The sequence below is a fragment of the Halorubrum sp. SD683 genome, from assembly GCF_002135045.1.
Classification (GTDB): domain Archaea; phylum Halobacteriota; class Halobacteria; order Halobacteriales; family Haloferacaceae; genus Halorubrum; species Halorubrum ezzemoulense.
The window spans coordinates 1-15,602 of record NZ_NEWJ01000002.1; the positions used below are offsets into that span (position 1 = coordinate 1).

General features: G+C 64.6%; 21 protein-coding genes and 1 pseudogene. 9 read left to right on the plus strand and 13 right to left on the minus strand.

The genetic code is table 11. The features are described 5' to 3' along the window. Positions 1 to 98 (plus strand): annotated as a pseudogene (locus B9G49_RS16095) (IS5/IS1182 family transposase); the annotation flags it as partial. 12 nt (positions 99 to 110) lie between these two features. Then, entirely contained in the window at positions 111 to 1,103 is a 993-nt protein-coding gene (locus tag B9G49_RS01710; RefSeq protein WP_086215210.1) for a restriction endonuclease, read from the plus strand. Between the two features lie 15 nt (positions 1,104 to 1,118). Here the strand turns inward: B9G49_RS01710 and B9G49_RS01715 are convergent, their stop codons facing one another. After that, a complete protein-coding gene (locus B9G49_RS01715) occupies positions 1,119 to 1,988 on the minus strand; it encodes a DNA adenine methylase (protein ID WP_086215211.1) in 870 nt (289 codons plus the stop codon). A gap of 362 nt (positions 1,989 to 2,350) precedes the next feature. Here B9G49_RS01715 and B9G49_RS01720 point away from each other — a divergent pair, with 362 nt between their 5' ends. Beyond that, positions 2,351 to 3,319: a DUF4268 domain-containing protein gene (locus B9G49_RS01720; RefSeq protein WP_086215212.1), complete on the plus strand. Its 969-nt coding sequence runs from the start codon at positions 2,351 to 2,353 to the stop codon at positions 3,317 to 3,319. Between the two features lie 130 nt (positions 3,320 to 3,449). Here the strand turns inward: B9G49_RS01720 and B9G49_RS16615 are convergent, their stop codons facing one another. Together B9G49_RS16615 and B9G49_RS01725 are read right to left on the minus strand one after the other, a co-directional pair. Next, positions 3,450 to 3,590 (minus strand): hypothetical protein, encoded by a 141-nt coding sequence (locus B9G49_RS16615; RefSeq protein WP_167373083.1) that lies wholly within the window; start codon positions 3,588 to 3,590, stop codon positions 3,450 to 3,452. 25 nt (positions 3,591 to 3,615) lie between these two features. Next, positions 3,616 to 4,104, minus strand: coding sequence for a type II toxin-antitoxin system death-on-curing family toxin (locus B9G49_RS01725; protein ID WP_086215213.1), 489 nt, complete (start codon positions 4,102 to 4,104; stop codon positions 3,616 to 3,618). A gap of 356 nt (positions 4,105 to 4,460) precedes the next feature. Between B9G49_RS01725 and B9G49_RS01730 the strand changes: the two genes are divergently transcribed. Both B9G49_RS01730 and B9G49_RS01735 read left to right on the plus strand, forming a co-directional pair. After that, the gene (locus tag B9G49_RS01730; protein ID WP_086215214.1) at positions 4,461 to 4,670 is read left to right on the plus strand and encodes a hypothetical protein; all 210 of its coding nucleotides are present in this window, start codon (positions 4,461 to 4,463) and stop codon (positions 4,668 to 4,670) included. A 239-nt stretch (positions 4,671 to 4,909) separates the two neighbouring features. Continuing rightward, complete coding sequence (locus B9G49_RS01735; protein WP_086215215.1) at positions 4,910 to 5,167, plus strand: hypothetical protein; 258 nt, start codon at positions 4,910 to 4,912, stop codon at positions 5,165 to 5,167. 12 nt (positions 5,168 to 5,179) lie between these two features. On the opposite strand, the gene B9G49_RS01740 is transcribed toward B9G49_RS01735, so the two are convergent. Beyond that, positions 5,180 to 5,629: a type IV pilin gene (locus B9G49_RS01740; RefSeq protein WP_086215216.1), complete on the minus strand. Its 450-nt coding sequence runs from the start codon at positions 5,627 to 5,629 to the stop codon at positions 5,180 to 5,182. Positions 5,630 to 5,830: 201 nt separating this feature from the next. On the opposite strand from B9G49_RS01740, the gene B9G49_RS01745 reads away from it, so the two are divergent. Next, a complete protein-coding gene (locus B9G49_RS01745; protein WP_086215217.1) occupies positions 5,831 to 6,607 on the plus strand; it encodes a hypothetical protein in 777 nt (258 codons plus the stop codon). Positions 6,608 to 6,620: 13 nt separating this feature from the next. Here the strand turns inward: B9G49_RS01745 and B9G49_RS01750 are convergent, their stop codons facing one another. Then, positions 6,621 to 6,887: a winged helix-turn-helix domain-containing protein gene (locus B9G49_RS01750; protein WP_086215218.1), complete on the minus strand. Its 267-nt coding sequence runs from the start codon at positions 6,885 to 6,887 to the stop codon at positions 6,621 to 6,623. Between the two features lie 381 nt (positions 6,888 to 7,268). Between B9G49_RS01750 and B9G49_RS01755 the strand changes: the two genes are divergently transcribed. Beyond that, positions 7,269 to 7,526, plus strand: coding sequence for a hypothetical protein (locus B9G49_RS01755; RefSeq protein ID WP_086215219.1), 258 nt, complete (start codon positions 7,269 to 7,271; stop codon positions 7,524 to 7,526). Next, positions 7,523 to 7,804: a hypothetical protein gene (locus B9G49_RS01760; RefSeq protein ID WP_086215220.1), complete on the plus strand. Its 282-nt coding sequence runs from the start codon at positions 7,523 to 7,525 to the stop codon at positions 7,802 to 7,804. Before B9G49_RS01755 ends, B9G49_RS01760 begins: the two co-directional genes overlap by 4 nt. 228 nt (positions 7,805 to 8,032) lie before the next feature. Here B9G49_RS01760 and B9G49_RS16460 read toward each other — a convergent pair whose 3' ends face one another. The 3 genes from B9G49_RS16460 to B9G49_RS01770 form a co-directional block, all read right to left on the minus strand. Beyond that, positions 8,033 to 8,188 (minus strand): hypothetical protein, encoded by a 156-nt coding sequence (locus B9G49_RS16460; protein WP_155120046.1) that lies wholly within the window; start codon positions 8,186 to 8,188, stop codon positions 8,033 to 8,035. 118 nt (positions 8,189 to 8,306) lie between these two features. Then, the gene (gene pheT / locus B9G49_RS01765; protein WP_086215221.1) at positions 8,307 to 10,070 is read right to left on the minus strand and encodes a phenylalanine--tRNA ligase subunit beta; all 1,764 of its coding nucleotides are present in this window, start codon (positions 10,068 to 10,070) and stop codon (positions 8,307 to 8,309) included. Continuing rightward, positions 10,070 to 11,602, minus strand: a complete 1,533-nt coding sequence (locus tag B9G49_RS01770; protein WP_086215222.1) for a phenylalanine--tRNA ligase subunit alpha — start codon at positions 11,600 to 11,602, stop codon at positions 10,070 to 10,072. Before B9G49_RS01770 ends, pheT begins: the two co-directional genes overlap by 1 nt. Positions 11,603 to 11,753: 151 nt before the next feature. On the opposite strand from B9G49_RS01770, the gene B9G49_RS01775 reads away from it, so the two are divergent. After that, positions 11,754 to 12,053 (plus strand): HalOD1 output domain-containing protein, encoded by a 300-nt coding sequence (locus B9G49_RS01775; RefSeq protein WP_049932767.1) that lies wholly within the window; start codon positions 11,754 to 11,756, stop codon positions 12,051 to 12,053. A gap of 27 nt (positions 12,054 to 12,080) precedes the next feature. Here B9G49_RS01775 and B9G49_RS01780 read toward each other — a convergent pair whose 3' ends face one another. The 5 genes from B9G49_RS01780 to B9G49_RS01800 all read right to left on the minus strand — a co-directional run bounded on the left by B9G49_RS01780 (position 12,081) and on the right by B9G49_RS01800 (position 15,534). Then, positions 12,081 to 12,764, minus strand: a complete 684-nt coding sequence (locus B9G49_RS01780) for a peptidase (protein ID WP_086215223.1) — start codon at positions 12,762 to 12,764, stop codon at positions 12,081 to 12,083. An 82-nt stretch (positions 12,765 to 12,846) separates the two neighbouring features. Further along, a complete protein-coding gene (locus tag B9G49_RS01785) occupies positions 12,847 to 13,497 on the minus strand; it encodes a chromosome partitioning protein ParA (RefSeq protein ID WP_086215224.1) in 651 nt (216 codons plus the stop codon). Beyond that, entirely contained in the window at positions 13,494 to 14,339 is an 846-nt protein-coding gene (locus tag B9G49_RS01790) for a hypothetical protein (RefSeq protein ID WP_086215225.1), read from the minus strand. Before B9G49_RS01790 ends, B9G49_RS01785 begins: the two co-directional genes overlap by 4 nt. Positions 14,340 to 14,395: 56 nt before the next feature. Continuing rightward, a complete protein-coding gene (locus B9G49_RS01795; RefSeq protein WP_086215226.1) occupies positions 14,396 to 15,199 on the minus strand; it encodes a hypothetical protein in 804 nt (267 codons plus the stop codon). Next, a complete protein-coding gene (locus B9G49_RS01800) occupies positions 15,196 to 15,534 on the minus strand; it encodes a hypothetical protein (protein WP_086215227.1) in 339 nt (112 codons plus the stop codon). Before B9G49_RS01800 ends, B9G49_RS01795 begins: the two co-directional genes overlap by 4 nt. Positions 15,535 to 15,602: the final 68 nt, after the last annotated feature.

A 15,602-nucleotide genomic window follows, 5' to 3' on the forward strand; every position in this document is an offset into this window, starting at 1 on the left:
GCGATGCCGTGCGAGCGCTTGGCTGGTATCGGCAGTTCCGTGAAATCGTCTTGATGTTCGCCATTACCAACATAGAACCACTATGTGAGCCGCTGTAACCGTGACTCAGCATCTATTCAACACAGCAGTTTGAACAGCTCTGTAAGATGGTGATCGAGCGTGCGGAGCCAACTCGTAAACTTGAGCTAACGCCCTTCCGTGGCGATGGCGGGATCGATATTCACGCTGTCATCGATCGAGAACTGTTCCACGCTCGGCTCGGCGTACAAGCGAAACAATATGCTACCGGGAACAGCGTCGGCGCCCGCACCCTCCGCGGATTTAAAGGCGCTCTTTCGGAGCAACAGTATCACATCGGAACGGTGATCACGACCTCCTCGTTCACCTCTGGAGCCGAGACAAGCGCAGACCAAGATTTCATCCGATTGATCGACGGTGACCGTCTCACAGACATCATGGTTGAGAGCGGTATTGGTGTTGTTACAGACGACGAATCCTACGAACTTGACCCCACGTTCTGGAGTGCGTTCGAGAAACCGGAGCGCACCGATACCATCCCATCTCTAGAGGTACCACAGGCGGACAACTTTGAGGTGATTCGCACTGTCATCCAAGCGGTCGGAATGGGTTCTGATACTAAACCCGATATCGCAGAATACGTTCGAAGACAGACGGATTCAGACAGCTTCGATCCGCGGCAAGCGGATTACTACGGTATCGCCGCGTGGCTTCTCCAGTTCCTCCACAAAGAACAGGAAGTCGAGATCGACAACCACACCATCCGTCGCTGGGGACTCACCCGCCTCGGCGAGGAATATCTCACGTATCTCGATCGCGGCAATCGAGAATCTGCGGACGCCCTCCTTACACAGCAGATCCGTGGTGTCGAGATCATCTCCCGTGTATACGCTCAACTCGAAGAAGACGGTACTCTCTCTCGACGCGACATTACGGAGATCCTCGCAGACGAGACCACTCTCTCGGATTCAACCACGCGTCGACGCGCCCGAACCGTTGGCGAGTGGCTCGTTTGTCTCCCTGAAATCACGACGAGCGGCCGGGGATCTGAGCAACAATACGTGCTGGACTCAACGCCACGTTGAGCGGTCTTCGACAGCTCATTCAGTAAAGTCGGAGAGAGTCTTTCTCCGCTGCGCCTCTGCTGGAACGTTTGTAATGAGAACTTCTGAGACCTCCCCGCGACTACTGGCATCGCTGTTTATCGCACGAGTAGCATCTACATATCTGATCGAGAACACGCCGTGGTCCTCGTATAACTCCGTGACTGGCGGGGAGTTAGAGAGGATCACGGAAACATCCATCTCCGTGAGTTCCACCACGACATCGCGAAGTCGGCGTTGATCCTCTGGGTCGAATCCCTCTGCTTGGTACGAATTGAAATCCGCGGTTTTCGACACCGGTTCGTACGGCGGATCAAAATACACAAGATCGCCGCTGGAAGCCTCATCGACGACGTAGCTGAAATCCGTATTGAATACGGCCGTGCCTTGGAGGACGCGCGATGCCTTTCGGATCCGCTGTTCTTGTACCCAGTCTGGGTTTGAATACCGGCCGAAAGAGACGTTAAATTCGCCGTCACTGTTCTCTCGGTACAATCCGTTGAAACAGGTCCGATTCAAATATAAAAGCAAACTTGCCTCTCGGACTCGCTCGTCCCGCGTTATATTCGACCGTGAGAAGAGAGCATTAAACTCCGAGCGAGCGTTGTAGTAGTATTCTTCCGTGTGCTCGTGCGTCTTGTTTTCGTGTATAAGTGCGTCTGGTTGATCTCGAACGATCTCATAAAAGGTAGTTAACCGCGTGTTCAGATCGTTGATCGTTCCATCGTCAGGATCTTGATCAAAAAAGACAGCGCCACCTCCCACGAACGGTTCGTGATACGCCTCATATGTGGTTGGAAACAGCGCCGTGATTTCTGAGAGAAGCTGGCGCTTTCCACCTGCCCATTTTAAGATCGGCTCTACCATTCAGTGTAGATCTCCTCGGTATTCGCAAAAAACTGTCCCGTTGGGGTAGTATGGACACTTGAGATGTGGTTTAGAGACCCGTCAGCCGCAGCACGACTGTATCGTACTCTATCGGGCTTTGAGTGGAAGAGACGGACGGAGGGGGGGTACGTCCAGCAAACTACAGCGGTACTCGACTGCGATTCCAGTGTCGTAACACGAGACACGATCCCAGAGTCGCCTCTGTATCGAATTCGACACTCGTATTCATCTCTTCAGGGTCATCTTCGCCGGGAGGGGGGTGCGTCCGGCAACGAATCGCAGCGCACGACGCTCCGGGACGGCCCACAAGCATTTATCAAAACACCCGGCGACGCCTGTCTATGGACCACAACGTCTCGCGAATCTACGAGCACGACCTCCGCTCGGTGTGGGAGAACGAAGAGCGGGATTTCACGAGATGGTTGACAGAGAACATCGACCTGCTCGCGTCCGAGTTGGGGATAGAAATCGAGGACGCACGAGCCGAGGAAGCCGTCGGCGACTTCTCGGCCGACATCGTCGCACGGGAGATGAACACGGGTGAGACCGTCGTCATCGAGAACCAATACAATCGAACAGACCACAATCACTTGGGGAAACTCCTGACGTACTCGTCGGAAAAGAACGCCGGGTTCACGATGTGGCTCGCCGAGGAGTTCCGGCCGGAGCACCGGAGCGTCCTCGAATGGTTGAACGAAACCGGGCCGAAAGGTGCGAAGTTCTTCGCGATCAGACCCCGCGTCGTGAGTATCGAGGGATCCGAGGAGCGTGGGTTCGAGTTCGAAGTCGTCGTTGAGCCGAATGAATGGGAACGCGAGGTGAGTACTGAGTCTCTTTCCGACTCCGAGCATAGCTACCGTCAGTTCTTCGCTGAGACGGTTGAGGCGTACTCGCAGCGACGTCCAAACTGGTACAAACTCAAACCTGGGCCTCGGAACTACCTAATCTTCAGTGCCGGCATCTCTGGCGTCCGATTCGGCTGGGTGTTCCACCAAGGGCCGAATTTCTCCGTCGAGCTCTACATCTCCACGTCGGATAAGGAACGCAACGAGGAGATATTCGAGGCGCTGAAACGCGACCGAACGGATATTGAGAGCAATTTAGGTGTTGAGTTAGCGTGTGAACGGTTGCCTGAGAAACAAGCCTCCCGGATCAAGTTGCCTGAAGATATTGATAGGACGATCACCGATCTAACCGCAGACCAGCAAAATCACTTGGTCGAATGGGGTGTGGATGCGATGGACGAATTCCAAGAGGAGTTCGAACCGCGCGTTGACCTCTTGAACTCATTCCGACAGCAAGGTCAGTAGCCAAGCTCTTCAAGAAACAGTGAACAGTCGAAATCATCCGAGTATAGAGTCCACGTCATCTTGAACTTCCCACAAGCAAGGGCCCGCATGTAGGTCATTCTCAGTCGTATAACAGTACCGTACAGTTCGGTTATTCGTCTTCGAGGGCGTCGTAGACGTCCCGATTCGAATCTCGGTCGTCCGCCGCGACCCGTCGAACCAGCTCCCGCCGGATGTCCGCCATCACGTCGTCGAGCGGTGACGTCGCTTCTGCTCCCTCTTCGGTGGCCATACCTACAGGAACGGGTCGAACGCCGTTAATCGTTCGGGTCCGACGAATCGCCTGTCAACTCCGATAGCCCGTACCGGACGAGTTCGTCTCGCCACTCTTCGATCTCACCGGCCAGATCGAGTGCTTCGGTGTGAGATCGGAGATAGTCGGTGGTTCTCTCCTCATCGACGGCCGCTTCGTCGGTGCCGAACGCTTTCAGAATCGCCCTCACTTCGCTGTCGTACTCGAACCGATACCCGTTGAGGAAGTAAAAGACGACCGTCACGTTGAGCGCGGTACGTTTGTTCGCATCGACGAAGGGGTGATTGGCAACGAGAAGTCGGAGGAGGTGATAGGCCTTCTCGTGGACGGTTTCCGGCGCTGAGCCGAAGCTCCCCTCTTCGATGTAGTTCAGTGCGAACTCGATGTCACCGCGGTTCCGAACACCGGCGGGAGTGTCGGGGTACTCCGCGACGACATCGTCGTGGATGGTGACGACGTCTTCGACGGACGGGTACCACAACGAGTCGGCCATTCGCTCTGGCGTCGGTGCTACACCGGTGTAGATTTTGTCATCGCCGGCTGAACGATGCCAGAGATCACCGTTTCAACGACGTCGAATTCGGCCGTCTCACGTCCCAAAGGTCGAGTCGTTCGACAGTCGAAGTAGCGCCTGTCGCGCCCGTGTCGCTACATTACGTTTCTGAAACACAAGACGGCGTGGACTTTTTTATAAAGAACCCTACCACCCCATGGATCAAGTCCGTAATGTAACACCACGGGGGTCGCTCCTGTCTGGTGATTTCGGGTGAACTACCGGATGGTAGCTAAATAATCTATTGGTGTCATCTTGAGCTATCCTTAATTGAACCACCGTGCCCGCGAGGGTCAATGGGATTCAGAAGTCTCGTCGACCGCGACGGTAGCGGAACCGTGACGATCGACAAACAGCACCTCGAACTGGACGGATTAGTCGCCGAGGACGGCTCGATCAAGGAAGCCGACGCTCACACGCAGCGGGTCGGCGAGCGCGCGTACCTGGTGCGCTTCCCCGAGAACGGTGAAGTGCCGACGCTGTTGGAACTCGTGGGGCGAGCGTGAAACCTCGTGGAAGAGGGTTCTCGGTGCGACTTCGTGGGGTCCGACGCAGATGTATTCATGATCCGCGATCTATGTACTCCGCTCGGCGCGATCAGCGCGTGAGGTACATAGAAATCGGTCAGGTTGCGAGTGGTGGTCGTCAGGATTGTGGTCGATTCGTGGGTACCACTTCAACACGGACCAGTTCAGTCACTCCAGAATGACGGGATCGCGACCCCTGTACATACGATGCGGTATAAATGACCCGTCGAACCAGCCTCAAGATCACCGACGAACGCGAACGACAGGTCGAAAAGGCGAGCGAGATTGTTGCGAACAGCTCTGACGACGACCCGCCGATGAGCGTGGTGATCGACGCGGCGCTCGCACACCTGATTCAGTCAGAAGAGAATATTTGTGACGCTTGCAGCGACCTCGACCCGGCGACGATTCAGCCGTTTAATACAGATGTACTCGGGTTACGTTACCGGACCGAAATAGAAAGCCGATGGAGGTAAATTCAGCGAGAGTTACTCGGCTGTGAGCGTCGTCGAGTAAATTGCGTTTCCGGACGGGTCGTGAATCAACCTGACCGTTACACGGTCACCAGAGGAGTACGAAGCGCTACCCTCGTCAGTGAAGCGCACTGACTGGCCAGTCTGCCACGTATTTGACCCCAGCCCAGACTCAACGCTAGTGTTTGTCCGTGATCCGTCAACACTCAAGACTAAGTCTCTTGCATCTAGATCCTGTCCACCGGTTTTGGCGAGTGTGAGACTAACGCCATTAGTTGCGTCAGCAGTAGCATCATCAACATCGAAACTCGCCTGCGGCGCAGTATCGCCTATCTGGTCACCCAGACCAAGGACGAACGTCCCGATGACGGCCGCCAGGATGACGGTAATCGCGACCATGAGGATGACGCCGATGACGGGACTTACTGCCCTGTCTTCCGCGTTGGATTGGTTGCTTGGTTTCATAGTTTGAACCCAGCGGCCACCGATGAACGAGATCCGGAGACACAAGCGCCGTCGTCGGCGCATACTCGGTCTCGTACCCGTTCAGATCGGTTGCTGGTTACTGAAGAAAAGACGGACCTAGCTTATGTACTTACTGGCACGAATATCAGCGGAGAAAATTAGATGAGCAGAGTCAAATCAGTTGACTTGGACGCACTACTCATGGAACCCACGGCCACATCTATCTCCCGGACTTACAGCGATCGCGTGTATCCGGACCCGTGGGAGAAGGTGCTCGATTACCGTCGCGTCCGAGAGTACGCCGCCGAGAATCCGAACGCCGGCCGGGTCCGCGTCGGCCGTGCGCTTGACCTCCCTGACGAGCGCGTCCGCGGCTGGCTCAAGCATGTCGTTCCCGACCCGGTTCGGGGGATCAACACCGCGATCGACCGCGGTTGGCTCGATCCAGACCCCGATAGTGAGACGGCGGCCGCGCTCGTCGGCCTGCTCGCGCACGTCCTCGCCGGGGGGAGCATCCCGGCGGGGAACTACGTCCCGGCGGTGACGCCAGGGAGCCGGGTGGGCGCAAAGGAGATCCGCGACGCTTTCGAGCGCCTCGGCGTCGAGACACGCACCCGCAACGCCGATGAGCCGGGCCGCGCGAGCGAGATCGTCCCAACCTGTGACGGCACGGTTCTCGGTCGGTGCCTCGTCGCGATGGGCGCGCCGACCGGCGGGAAAACGTCCCTTGACCACCTGCCGGCGGTTGTGTGGGACGTGCCTCGATCGGTCCGACGATCATTCGCACGGACGTACGTTCGACACCGCGGATTGAATTACGCCGACAAGTCGACGACGCGCGTCCAAGTGGAACGCCCGAGCTCGTTCATCACGGAACTCCGCGAGGTTCTGGACGATGTCCTCGACGAATCTGTGACTACGGCAGACGCCGGGCTCACAATTTCGGCGGACGCAGCTCGGGAGCTCGGCGTCGAGTAACTGACCGGTCGGCTCACTTCTCTTCGAGATCGTCGGCGTCGAGACCGCCGGAGAGGTACGCACAACCGCGTTCGGTGATCCGATAGTACCCTCGCTTCTCGGAGACCCTCTCGACGAGTCCATGCTCGTCGAGAATCGGAAGCCTCCGTTTCACCGTCGGATGAGACACTCCAGCGACGTTGTGAGAAATAACCGCGGGTGGCAGATCTAGGTCGGACTCGTGTAGCAACTCCAAGATCGCCGGGTCCGACTTGGTCATCCACGACACCAGCGGCCGCATACACCTACGAATCGGTTCCGGTGTGATAACATCACCTACGATGCGTCTGGTTGCTTCTAATCAGTTTGTATGTAATGCTATATAGTATCAAAATACAATTACCCGCTACGTTAGATCCGAATCAACGGAAGCACTCTCGCGGACCCGTCGCTCTCCGATGGGTCCCGGCTCGAAGCAAAGCGGACCCCACTGCTGGAGACAGCCGGCCCGCGCGGGCTTCCGTGATAGGGCACGAAAGCCACGTTTGACCACTACGCGCCGGGGTTTGAAATCCCCGATCGACCGAGGAACCGCAACACAATCGCCGGACATGACTTCTTTCAGTTTCACCGTGCGCGTCAGGATATTTTCTTTTTAACACCGGTACTTCGTTCGGAACTGATGCCTCCGAAAGAAGTGGTGTGGATCGAAGGCCGGCAGGACAGGTGGCGGTACGTCTGTCCCCGCGGCCACCGCTTGTGGGAACCGACGAATCACCACTTCTGGTGTCAGAAATGCGTCGCGAGCGACGAGACTGACGGTGTGTTTCAGCATCTGCGTGACCGCAAGACCGGTGCTAAATTTGACCGCGAGTTCGTTCAACTGGTGACGCCGATCGGCCCCTACGACCGAGATCTCGACGGTGGGGCGGGCGAATGAGCGACGACTCGGGACACGCCAGCCGGATCGCCGGACAGCTCGCGATGTACGACGACGGAGAAAACGAGGAAGCGATCCGACGGTGTAACTCCGAGAGCTTCTCCGGGCACGACTTCGAGGTGTTCGGCTACACGGTCGATGACAATGTAACAGTCGAATTCTTTGGGGATTTCGAGGAGGATGTCCCGCCGAGAGAGCTTGCGAAGCACTGTGAGGAGAACGGCATTACGTGCTACAGGTACGGGTATTCAGAGCTAGATTTCGCAACACAGAATTGATCCCGTCATCGACCGCGTCGAGGGATCATTCCCCCGCGTCGGCGTGCTCCCTGCCGAGAAGCGGTGGGAGGGGGGGGCGCCCCGATCACCGCCTTCCGTTTCGATCCTACTGACCACTCTGCGCGCGTCGCTCTCGCGGGCACGCATCTTGTCGGGGGCACTGCGCGTCGCTCTCGCTGGCGAGCGTCCCCCCGGCGTCACCGCGCGCCGCCGACCCGGTGCTCGGGCCTACTGCGCGGCCGAGCGACTCTCGTCCGAAGCCTCGGGCGATCGCGTCCGAACCGCGTCCCACCCGCCGATACAGGCCTCACACAGGTAGTACGCGAACCCGTCGACGTCCCGGTGCGTGAGCGTGGCGTCGACGCCGCATCTCTCGCAGTCCATGCTCGAGAACTGCGCTAAGGGGAATATATGTCTTCTGCTCCAGCCACTCTCCGTGATAATCCGTGATAGAACCGACCGAACGGAAAGTCCGGCGTCGGTACGTGATCCGGTCGAGAGTCTACCGCAGCGCGTCGAGGTCGAACTCGAAGGCGGCGACCGGCACCTCCAAATCGTGCTCGACGAGTACCGCGGGATGGATCTCACCGATCACGCCGACGCGTTCACCGTCGATCACGACCGCGGCGGCGCGGCCATCGATGAACGTCGGATGCTCGACTCGGGGTGTCGCTAGGTCGGCGTCGAAGTCGTCGCACAGCGCCTGAAGCCGGCCTTTCGCGGCCTCATAGGAGGCGTCGCGCCGGGCGACCGCGCCGGCGACGTGCCGCGACTCGGCGACGTTCGTGTCCGCGTCGTCGTCGCGCTCGGCGACGAAGCCGACCTCGGCGACGTCCTGCGGGTAGGCGTTGTGGGTGTTCCGCTCCAACAGCATGACGAGCGACGGGAGGGCCCACGTTCGGAGCTGGGTGTACTCCTCGCTGTACGGCTCGGTGATCTCGACGGGGGAGCCGCCGCCGAATACCCCGTCGCCGTCTCCGACCGCGGCGCCGCCCGTGCCCGGTTCGATCCGCATCCGGTCGTAGTTCTCGGTCCCGCTCGTCATGTGGAAGTTCAGCAGATCCTCGAAGCCCAGCCCGACAAGACTCGTACGGACCGCGTCCTCCAGCCGGGAGCGCTCGTGGCGCCCGCCGACGGTGCCCACGTCGGGGTAGCGCGGCGTCAGGTTGTCGAAGCCGTACGCGCGCCCCACGTCGTCGACGAGGTCGAGGGGGTGGAGCACGTCGACGCGGTACGGCGGGATCTCCACCTCGTAGCGGACGTCCTCGCCGAGCGTGTACGAGGCGTCCAGTCCGGCGCGCTCGAAGCAGTCGACGACCTCCTCGGGCTCGAAGTCGACGCCGAGCAGCGTCTCGATCCGCTCGTGCGACACCGTCTTCTCATCGACGTCGAGGTTCGGCCGGACGAGCTCCGCGCCGTACTCGCTCGGGTGCGTCGCGCCGTCGGCGTAGTTCACCTCGACCTCCTCGATCGTCGCGCCGCGGGCCGACAGGGCGTAACAGATGATGTTACACATCCGGTCGATAGTCCACTGGTCGGTGCCCGTGAGCTCGACGAGCAGCTCGCGGGACCCCGTCGTCACCTCGGTGCGCTTCCCGTTGATCACCGGCGGGAACGAGAACAGGCCGAGCTCGTCGTAGATCGCCGGGTAGCGATCGAGGTCCGTGACGAGTTCGGCGTACGTCTCGCCCGTGGCGTGCTCCTCCAGCACCGCGGCCGGGCTCAGCTCGTCGTTCGCGTCGAGGGGGACGAACGTGTCGCCCTCGGGGTCGACGCCGCGGTAGGTGATCGACGGTTCTGCGCCCTCCTGGAGCGGCGCGCCCTTCACCATCGCGAGGTCGTGGATGCCGATGGCGCCCTTCGCGCGCCCCCGTCCCATCGTCGCGTGGAGCTTCTCTTGGAGCTGGATCAGCGACTCCAGCGCCGCCTCGTCGAGGTCGAGGCCGCGGACCACCGCGCCGGTGACGTACGGGCGCTCGTCGGGCACCGACTCGTCGACCTCGATCCTCCACTCGGGGTCGTTCGTGTTCGGCACGTAGACGCCTCGCGCGTCGCCGTAGTGGTAGCGCAGCGAGCGGGCGACCCCCTCGACGGAGAGGCGGTCGAGCCGGTCGGGCGCGAACTCGAACTGGTACATGCCGTCGTCGGTCTCGCCTTCGAACTCCAGGCCGAGCCCGAACAGGTCCGCCTTCAGCTCCTCGTCATCTTTCTCCTCGTGACCGGTGAGCTCGCGGAGCTCGTCCGGGTCGACGTCGACGACGGGCATCAGTAGCTCACCTCCGCGTCCCGCAGGAACTCGATGTCCGCGAGCGTCCCGTGGAGGTCGCGGATGTCCTCCGCGCCGGTGGTGAGCATCGCGAGCCGCTCTAAGGCGAGCCCCCACGCCATCACGTCGCAGTCGACGCCGAGGGGGCCGGTGACCTCTTCCCGGAACACGCCGGAGTTGCCGATCTCGATCTCCTCGCCCGTCTCCGGGTGTTCCCCGAACAGCTCGAAGGAGGGTTCGGTGTACGGGTTGTAGTGCGGCTTGAACCGGATGTCCGTGATCCCGAACTGCCGGTAGAACTCCTCGAAGGTGCCCATCAGGTCGCGCACCGAGAGGTCCTCGGCCATCACCCACCCCTCGATCTGGAAGAACTCCAGGAGGTGCGTCGGGTCGAGGGTGTCGTTGCGGTACACCTTCTCGACCGAGAAGTAGCGCTGCGGCGGCTCCAGCTCCGCGCCGGCAACCCCGGAGAGGTATCGCATCGACAGCGACGTGGTGTGTCCGCGGAGGGCGACCTCGCGGGCGAACTCCTCCGACCACGGCGAGTGGTAGCCGTCGCCGTCGTTGCCCCACCCGTCGCGGTGGGCCGACTCGACGCGGGCCATCAGTTCGTCCGAAATCGACTCCATGCGGTCCACGTCGAGCGCGAACCGGTCCCAGTGGGTCCGGGCAGGGTGGTCCTGCGGCATGAACAGGCAGTCGTTGATCCAGAAGTCGGCGTCGGCGTGCGGGCCCTCCATCTCTTGGAACCCCATGCCGACGAGGACGTCCTTCACGCGGTCGGCGGTCCGACGGAGGACGTGCTTGCGACCGCCGCGGGCCGTCTCCGCCTCCGCCTCGACGTTGTACGCGGCGAACTCGGCGTCCCGCCACTCGCCGCTGGCGAGGAGCTCAGGCGTGAGCGCCCCGACCGTCTCGGTCGCCTCCACGCCGGTCATCAGCGCGTCGACGCCCTCGTCTGTGAGCCGGACCGTCCGCGTGACGGACTCGCCGACCGCGATCAGCCCGCGCGAGTCGAGCCGATCGATCACGGCCTCGTCAACGTCGAGGGCGTCCCCGTCGAGACTCCCCCCGTCGGCGTCGGCCTCCGCGAGCGCCGCGAGCGCCGTCGCCTCGGCGTCGTCGGGATCGGCGTCGGGGTCGACCGAGAGTTCGCCGCCGTCGACGCTCCCGTACCCCTTCCGCGCGAAGTTCGCGAGCGCGATGTCGACCTCCGGACCGTCCAACGCCGCCTCACCGATGACTGCGCCCATCGAGACCGAGTCGGCGTCGGCCCCCGCGTCGCGGCCGGCGCGGTAGAGCCGCGTCTCGGGTAGCCCCTCGTCGACGTAGCGCCGCCCCTCGTCGGTGAGCGCGAGCGTCCGGTCGGTCACCGAACCGACCTCAACGAGCCCCTCGTCGGCGAGGTCGAAGGCCGCGCCGGCCACCGTCTCCGGCTTCAGGTCGGTCTCCGCGGCTATCTCTGCCACCGTTCGTTCGTCCGTCGCGCTCGCGGCCTCGAGGACCGCGAGCTGTCGTTCCGGGAGTCGCATTCGAGTTGTCTCTACACGCGTGCGGCTGGTTGGTAACGGTTCCGGGACCGAGACGCGCCCGGCTCCCGGTTCAGAGACTCTGTCGCGGGCAAGGCATCATATATGATAAATTGAACGACTGATTTATGTGTGATATCCGCCTCTAAGGGGTATGAGCAGCGTAACGGCCGAATCGAGCGGTTCCGGTTCGGTTCCGGAGCGGGCCCGCGTCCGTCACGGGGGCAGCGGTCCCAGTCCCAGTCTCGCCGTCGTCGAAGCGATAGCTGATCTCGCCGGCGTCGATCCGGCGGACCTCCCCGAGGAGGGCGTGGTACTGTACGAACACGTCGACCCCGACGCGCTGAACTCGCTCGTCGCCGGGCGGTCCGACGCCGACGTCTCCCTCACCGTCGCGGGTTACGACGTCCGCGTCGGCCCCGACTCCGCCGTCGCTCAGCGCTCGGGGAACTGACCCCGGCCGCCTCGGTCCCTTCACTCGTTACTCCGCGTCGGCAGCCCGCTCGCGGAGCCGCGCGACCCGATCCCCGAGCGGGGGCTGTACCTCGAACCACGTCGACCAGTCGCCGGTCTCCGGCTCGACGCCGCGGCGCTCCGCGACGCGCTCGAACGCGTCGGCGACGCGGTCGGCGCCGACCGCGTCCGCGGCGCGGGCGTCCGCCGCGTACTGGACCCGCCGACCGGCCCAGAAAGAAACGAGCCCCACGGCGACGAGCGCGGCGAACCCGGACTCGAAGGGGACGAGGGTCGTGACGACCGCGGCCAGCGCCCCGAGCACGGCGCCGACGGCGACGGCGCGGAACTCGGCGTAGTACGTCGTCACGCGGCCGGCCTCCGCCGCGAACAGCCCGACCGCGGCGTCCTCGTCGAGGTCGGTCAACACGTCTTCGGTGAGGAACAGCACCCGTCTACGGGGCGGTCCCCGGACCGACACCTCGGCGGGACCGTCGGCTGCGGCGCCGTCCCCGCCCGCGCCGTCGACGGCTTCGATCGCGACGCGCTCGACGGCGAGTCCGCCCGGTTCCGCCAGCGCCACGATCTGCGCTCGCTCCGCGTCCGTCGGTTCCCGCAGGTCGCGGAACCGGTCGGCCGCGTACAGCGGCCCCACGGCGACCGCGAGCGCGGCGACGACCGCGACGCCGACGACGAACGCGACTTCGAGCATCGTCCTCGCTGAGGGCACGCCCGAGGTAAAAAGGCCCGATGTCGCGCCGCGCCCGTCGCGACGGCGGCGCCCCCTCCGGCGTTCACTCCGGAACGCGTCGCGCGAGCGCCCGGACCGCCGCGGCGGCCTCGCTCTCGGGCGCGGCGGTCGTGACCGGCCGCTCCGTCGCCACCGAGCGGCCGACGCGGGGGTCGGCCGGGACGACCTCCGCGGGCGCCCCGAGCGCGTCACCGATCGGGTCGACCGGCGGCGGCTCGGTCACGCGGTTGACCGCGCAGCCGACCAACCCGGCGTCGAGTTCTCGGGCCAGCTCTCGCGTCCGGATCGCGTCGGCGAGCGCGAACGCGCGCGGCGAGACGACGAGGAGGCAGGCGTCCGCGACCGCGAGCGGCCCGCCGGCGTCGGCGCGGCGTCCGGCGGGACAGTCGACGACGACCGTCCCGAACTCGCGCTCGACCGCGGCGACCGCCTCCGCCAACCGCGTCAGGTCGGCCGCCCGAGCGCCCGCCAGCGTCCGCCCGCACGGGACGATGTCGACCGGGCCGGGACGGAGCGCCTCCGTCGGGGCCGCCGCGCCGGCGAGCACGTCGTGGAGGTCGGGGCCGCGGCCGTCGGGCAGGTCCGCCATCCCGAGGTCCGCGTCGACGACGACGGCGTCGAGCGCGGCGGCGACGTTGTACGCGAGCGTCGTCTTCCCCACGCCGCCTTTCCCGCCCGCAACCGCGAGGATCACGCCAGCGCCTCCAGCGCCTCGACCGGGATCTCGCTCTCCTCGGCGCGGTCCGCCAGCGCCGCGGCACGGTCGCGGACCGCCCGCAGCCGCTCGGCGTCGGCCGCGACGCGCTCGTCGAGCGCTCCGACCCCGTCGAGGCCGTCGACCTCCTCGACGACCGTCGTCGCCGCCGCGAGGTCGGCGTCGGTCAGGCGCTCCGCCCGCTCGATCCGCGCCTCGACGGCCGCGAACCACGCGTCGACGCCGCCACCGGCCGCACTTCCCCGCGGTGACTCGGGCGTAGCCGACTGGTCCGGGTCGCGCTCGACTCGCGCCGCGACTCTCTCCGCGTCGCCGTCGACCTCGGCTCTCTCCGCGTCGCCGTCACCCTCGGCATCCTCCCGGCCCGGCAAGTGCCCGTCCGAACCGGAGGCCCCCGCGTCGCCGCCCGCGTCCGGGGTCCCGTGGCGCCCTTCCGCTCCGTCCACGGCGGCGCGCGGCGGCCGATACGATTCGAGGTCCCGGACCGCCGCCCGTGCGAGGTCGGTCCCGCCTGCGGCCGTCTCGTGCGCCTCGTCGGCGTCCGACGACACGGGCTCGACGTTCGCGATCTCGACCGGCGGGTCGACGGGGTCGGCGAGCGCGGCGAACCCGAACGCCGCGCGCTCGCCCGGGTCGAGTACCGCGGTCACACCCGCTGCGTCCCACCCGGCTTCGGGGACGCCGCCGCGCCGCGGCGGGAGCAGCGGACCGTTCAGCCGGCTCTCCATCCGAACACGCCGCGGGACCGCCCCGTCGTTGCGCACCCGAAAACCGACGAGCGACGTGTCCCCCTCGCGGTCGACGGACCAGTCGAGTTCCATGCGCCGGGTCCCGCGGAATCGTATTTAACGCTCAGGCGAACCCGACCCCGTCGGGTTCAGCGCCCGTCGCGCGCGCCTCGAAAGCGAACATCGGCCGTCCGAAGGAGCGACCGCGGGCTCCGCTCCGACTCCTCGATCCGCCGCGCCGCGCTGCCGCGCAGCTCGACCGGTCCGTCGAGCGCCGCGGTCCTGACGGCCGCGAGCGACGCCGCGACCGGGTCTCCGTCGTACGCGCCCGGTCCCGTCCCGGCCGCGCTCGGATCGCCGCTCGGAACGACCGCGAGCGCGCGTCGGAACTCGGGATACATCGCCTCGGCGAGTTCGCGGCGCGCGACGCCGCGCCGGTTTCGGAGCCGGTCGCGGAGCCGCAGTCGACGCCGACGCTCGTCCCGGGCGCGGGCGGCTTCGGCTCTCGCGCGTTCGAGCGCCTGCTCGGCGGCGATCGCCTCCGTCTGCGCGGCCGACAGCTCCGCGGCCGCCGCCTCCAAGTCGTCGAGCGTCTCGTCCGTCTCGGCGTCGACCGCGCGGCGCGCTCGCGCGTCGCCCCGCAGCGCCGCGACCCGCTCTTTCAGCCGCTCGATCTCTCCGGTCGCCTCGGCGACCCGCCGCCGCGCCGCCGTCAGGTCGACCGGTTCGACCTCGATCCCCGCGAGCTCCGCCTCGATGTCCGCGATCTCTCCCGCGACGGACGCGGTCCGCCCCCGCGAGCGCGCGGCCGCCGCGAGCTGTCGCCGGAGCCCGGCGTCGGTGGGGAGTCGTCCGAGAACCTCGCCCGGAGCGGGACACCCCCTGACGGCGTTCGACCCGTCCTCGCTGTCCTCTCGGTTCGACCCCGACTGCGTCGACCTCGCCCCGGTCACAGCTCTCTGCCGCGCATCGCGTCCGGGTCCGGGTGGTCCGTCCCCGCCGCGAAGGCGGCGTACGGCGTCGACTTCGCGGACCGGTCGGCGTAGGCCGCGGCCGCCTCTCGGACCGCGTCGTCGACGGCGACGAACTCGTTGAACGGCTCGGTGCGCTCTATCTGTACGTCCCCGCCGTGCGACTCCCGCAGCCGCAGCGCGAGGAACGCCGCGTACTCCGTCTCGTCGAGCAGCGCGGCGCGACCGAACCGCCGCGCGACGACCGACTCGTGGCGACGACAGAGGTTTCGGAGGCCGGTCCTGGCGGCCGCCGAGTACGTCACGACCAGCAGCACGCCCGCCGGTGGTCGATTTTGAAATATATCCGTTCCGGACCGGAACGTTTCAGTCGGCGTCAGTGACG

What these genes read in the sequence shown, in the direction of transcription:
- B9G49_RS01735 (WP_086215215.1), top strand. Translation starts at nt 4,910, where the DNA reads ATGACCCGTCGAACCAGCCTCAAGATCACCGACGAACGCGAACGACAG.
- B9G49_RS01715 (WP_086215211.1), bottom strand. Translation starts at nt 1,988, where the DNA reads ATGGTAGAGCCGATCTTAAAATGGGCAGGTGGAAAGCGCCAGCTTCTC.
- B9G49_RS01790 (WP_086215225.1), bottom strand. Translation starts at nt 14,339, where the DNA reads ATGGAACTCGACTGGTCCGTCGACCGCGAGGGGGACACGTCGCTCGTC.
- B9G49_RS01775 (WP_049932767.1), top strand. Translation starts at nt 11,754, where the DNA reads ATGAGCAGCGTAACGGCCGAATCGAGCGGTTCCGGTTCGGTTCCGGAG.
- pheT (WP_086215221.1), bottom strand. Translation starts at nt 10,070, where the DNA reads ATGCCCGTCGTCGACGTCGACCCGGACGAGCTCCGCGAGCTCACCGGT.
- B9G49_RS16460 (WP_155120046.1), bottom strand. Translation starts at nt 8,188, where the DNA reads ATGGACTGCGAGAGATGCGGCGTCGACGCCACGCTCACGCACCGGGAC.
- B9G49_RS01770 (WP_086215222.1), bottom strand. Translation starts at nt 11,602, where the DNA reads ATGCGACTCCCGGAACGACAGCTCGCGGTCCTCGAGGCCGCGAGCGCG.
- B9G49_RS16615 (WP_167373083.1), bottom strand. Translation starts at nt 3,590, where the DNA reads ATGGCCACCGAAGAGGGAGCAGAAGCGACGTCACCGCTCGACGACGTG.
- B9G49_RS01725 (WP_086215213.1), bottom strand. Translation starts at nt 4,104, where the DNA reads ATGGCCGACTCGTTGTGGTACCCGTCCGTCGAAGACGTCGTCACCATC.
- B9G49_RS01745 (WP_086215217.1), top strand. Translation starts at nt 5,831, where the DNA reads ATGGAACCCACGGCCACATCTATCTCCCGGACTTACAGCGATCGCGTG.
- B9G49_RS01730 (WP_086215214.1), top strand. Translation starts at nt 4,461, where the DNA reads ATGGGATTCAGAAGTCTCGTCGACCGCGACGGTAGCGGAACCGTGACG.
- B9G49_RS01740 (WP_086215216.1), bottom strand. Translation starts at nt 5,629, where the DNA reads ATGAAACCAAGCAACCAATCCAACGCGGAAGACAGGGCAGTAAGTCCC.
- B9G49_RS01720 (WP_086215212.1), top strand. Translation starts at nt 2,351, where the DNA reads ATGGACCACAACGTCTCGCGAATCTACGAGCACGACCTCCGCTCGGTG.
- B9G49_RS01760 (WP_086215220.1), top strand. Translation starts at nt 7,523, where the DNA reads ATGAGCGACGACTCGGGACACGCCAGCCGGATCGCCGGACAGCTCGCG.
- B9G49_RS01750 (WP_086215218.1), bottom strand. Translation starts at nt 6,887, where the DNA reads ATGCGGCCGCTGGTGTCGTGGATGACCAAGTCGGACCCGGCGATCTTG.
- B9G49_RS01755 (WP_086215219.1), top strand. Translation starts at nt 7,269, where the DNA reads ATGCCTCCGAAAGAAGTGGTGTGGATCGAAGGCCGGCAGGACAGGTGG.
- B9G49_RS01780 (WP_086215223.1), bottom strand. Translation starts at nt 12,764, where the DNA reads ATGCTCGAAGTCGCGTTCGTCGTCGGCGTCGCGGTCGTCGCCGCGCTC.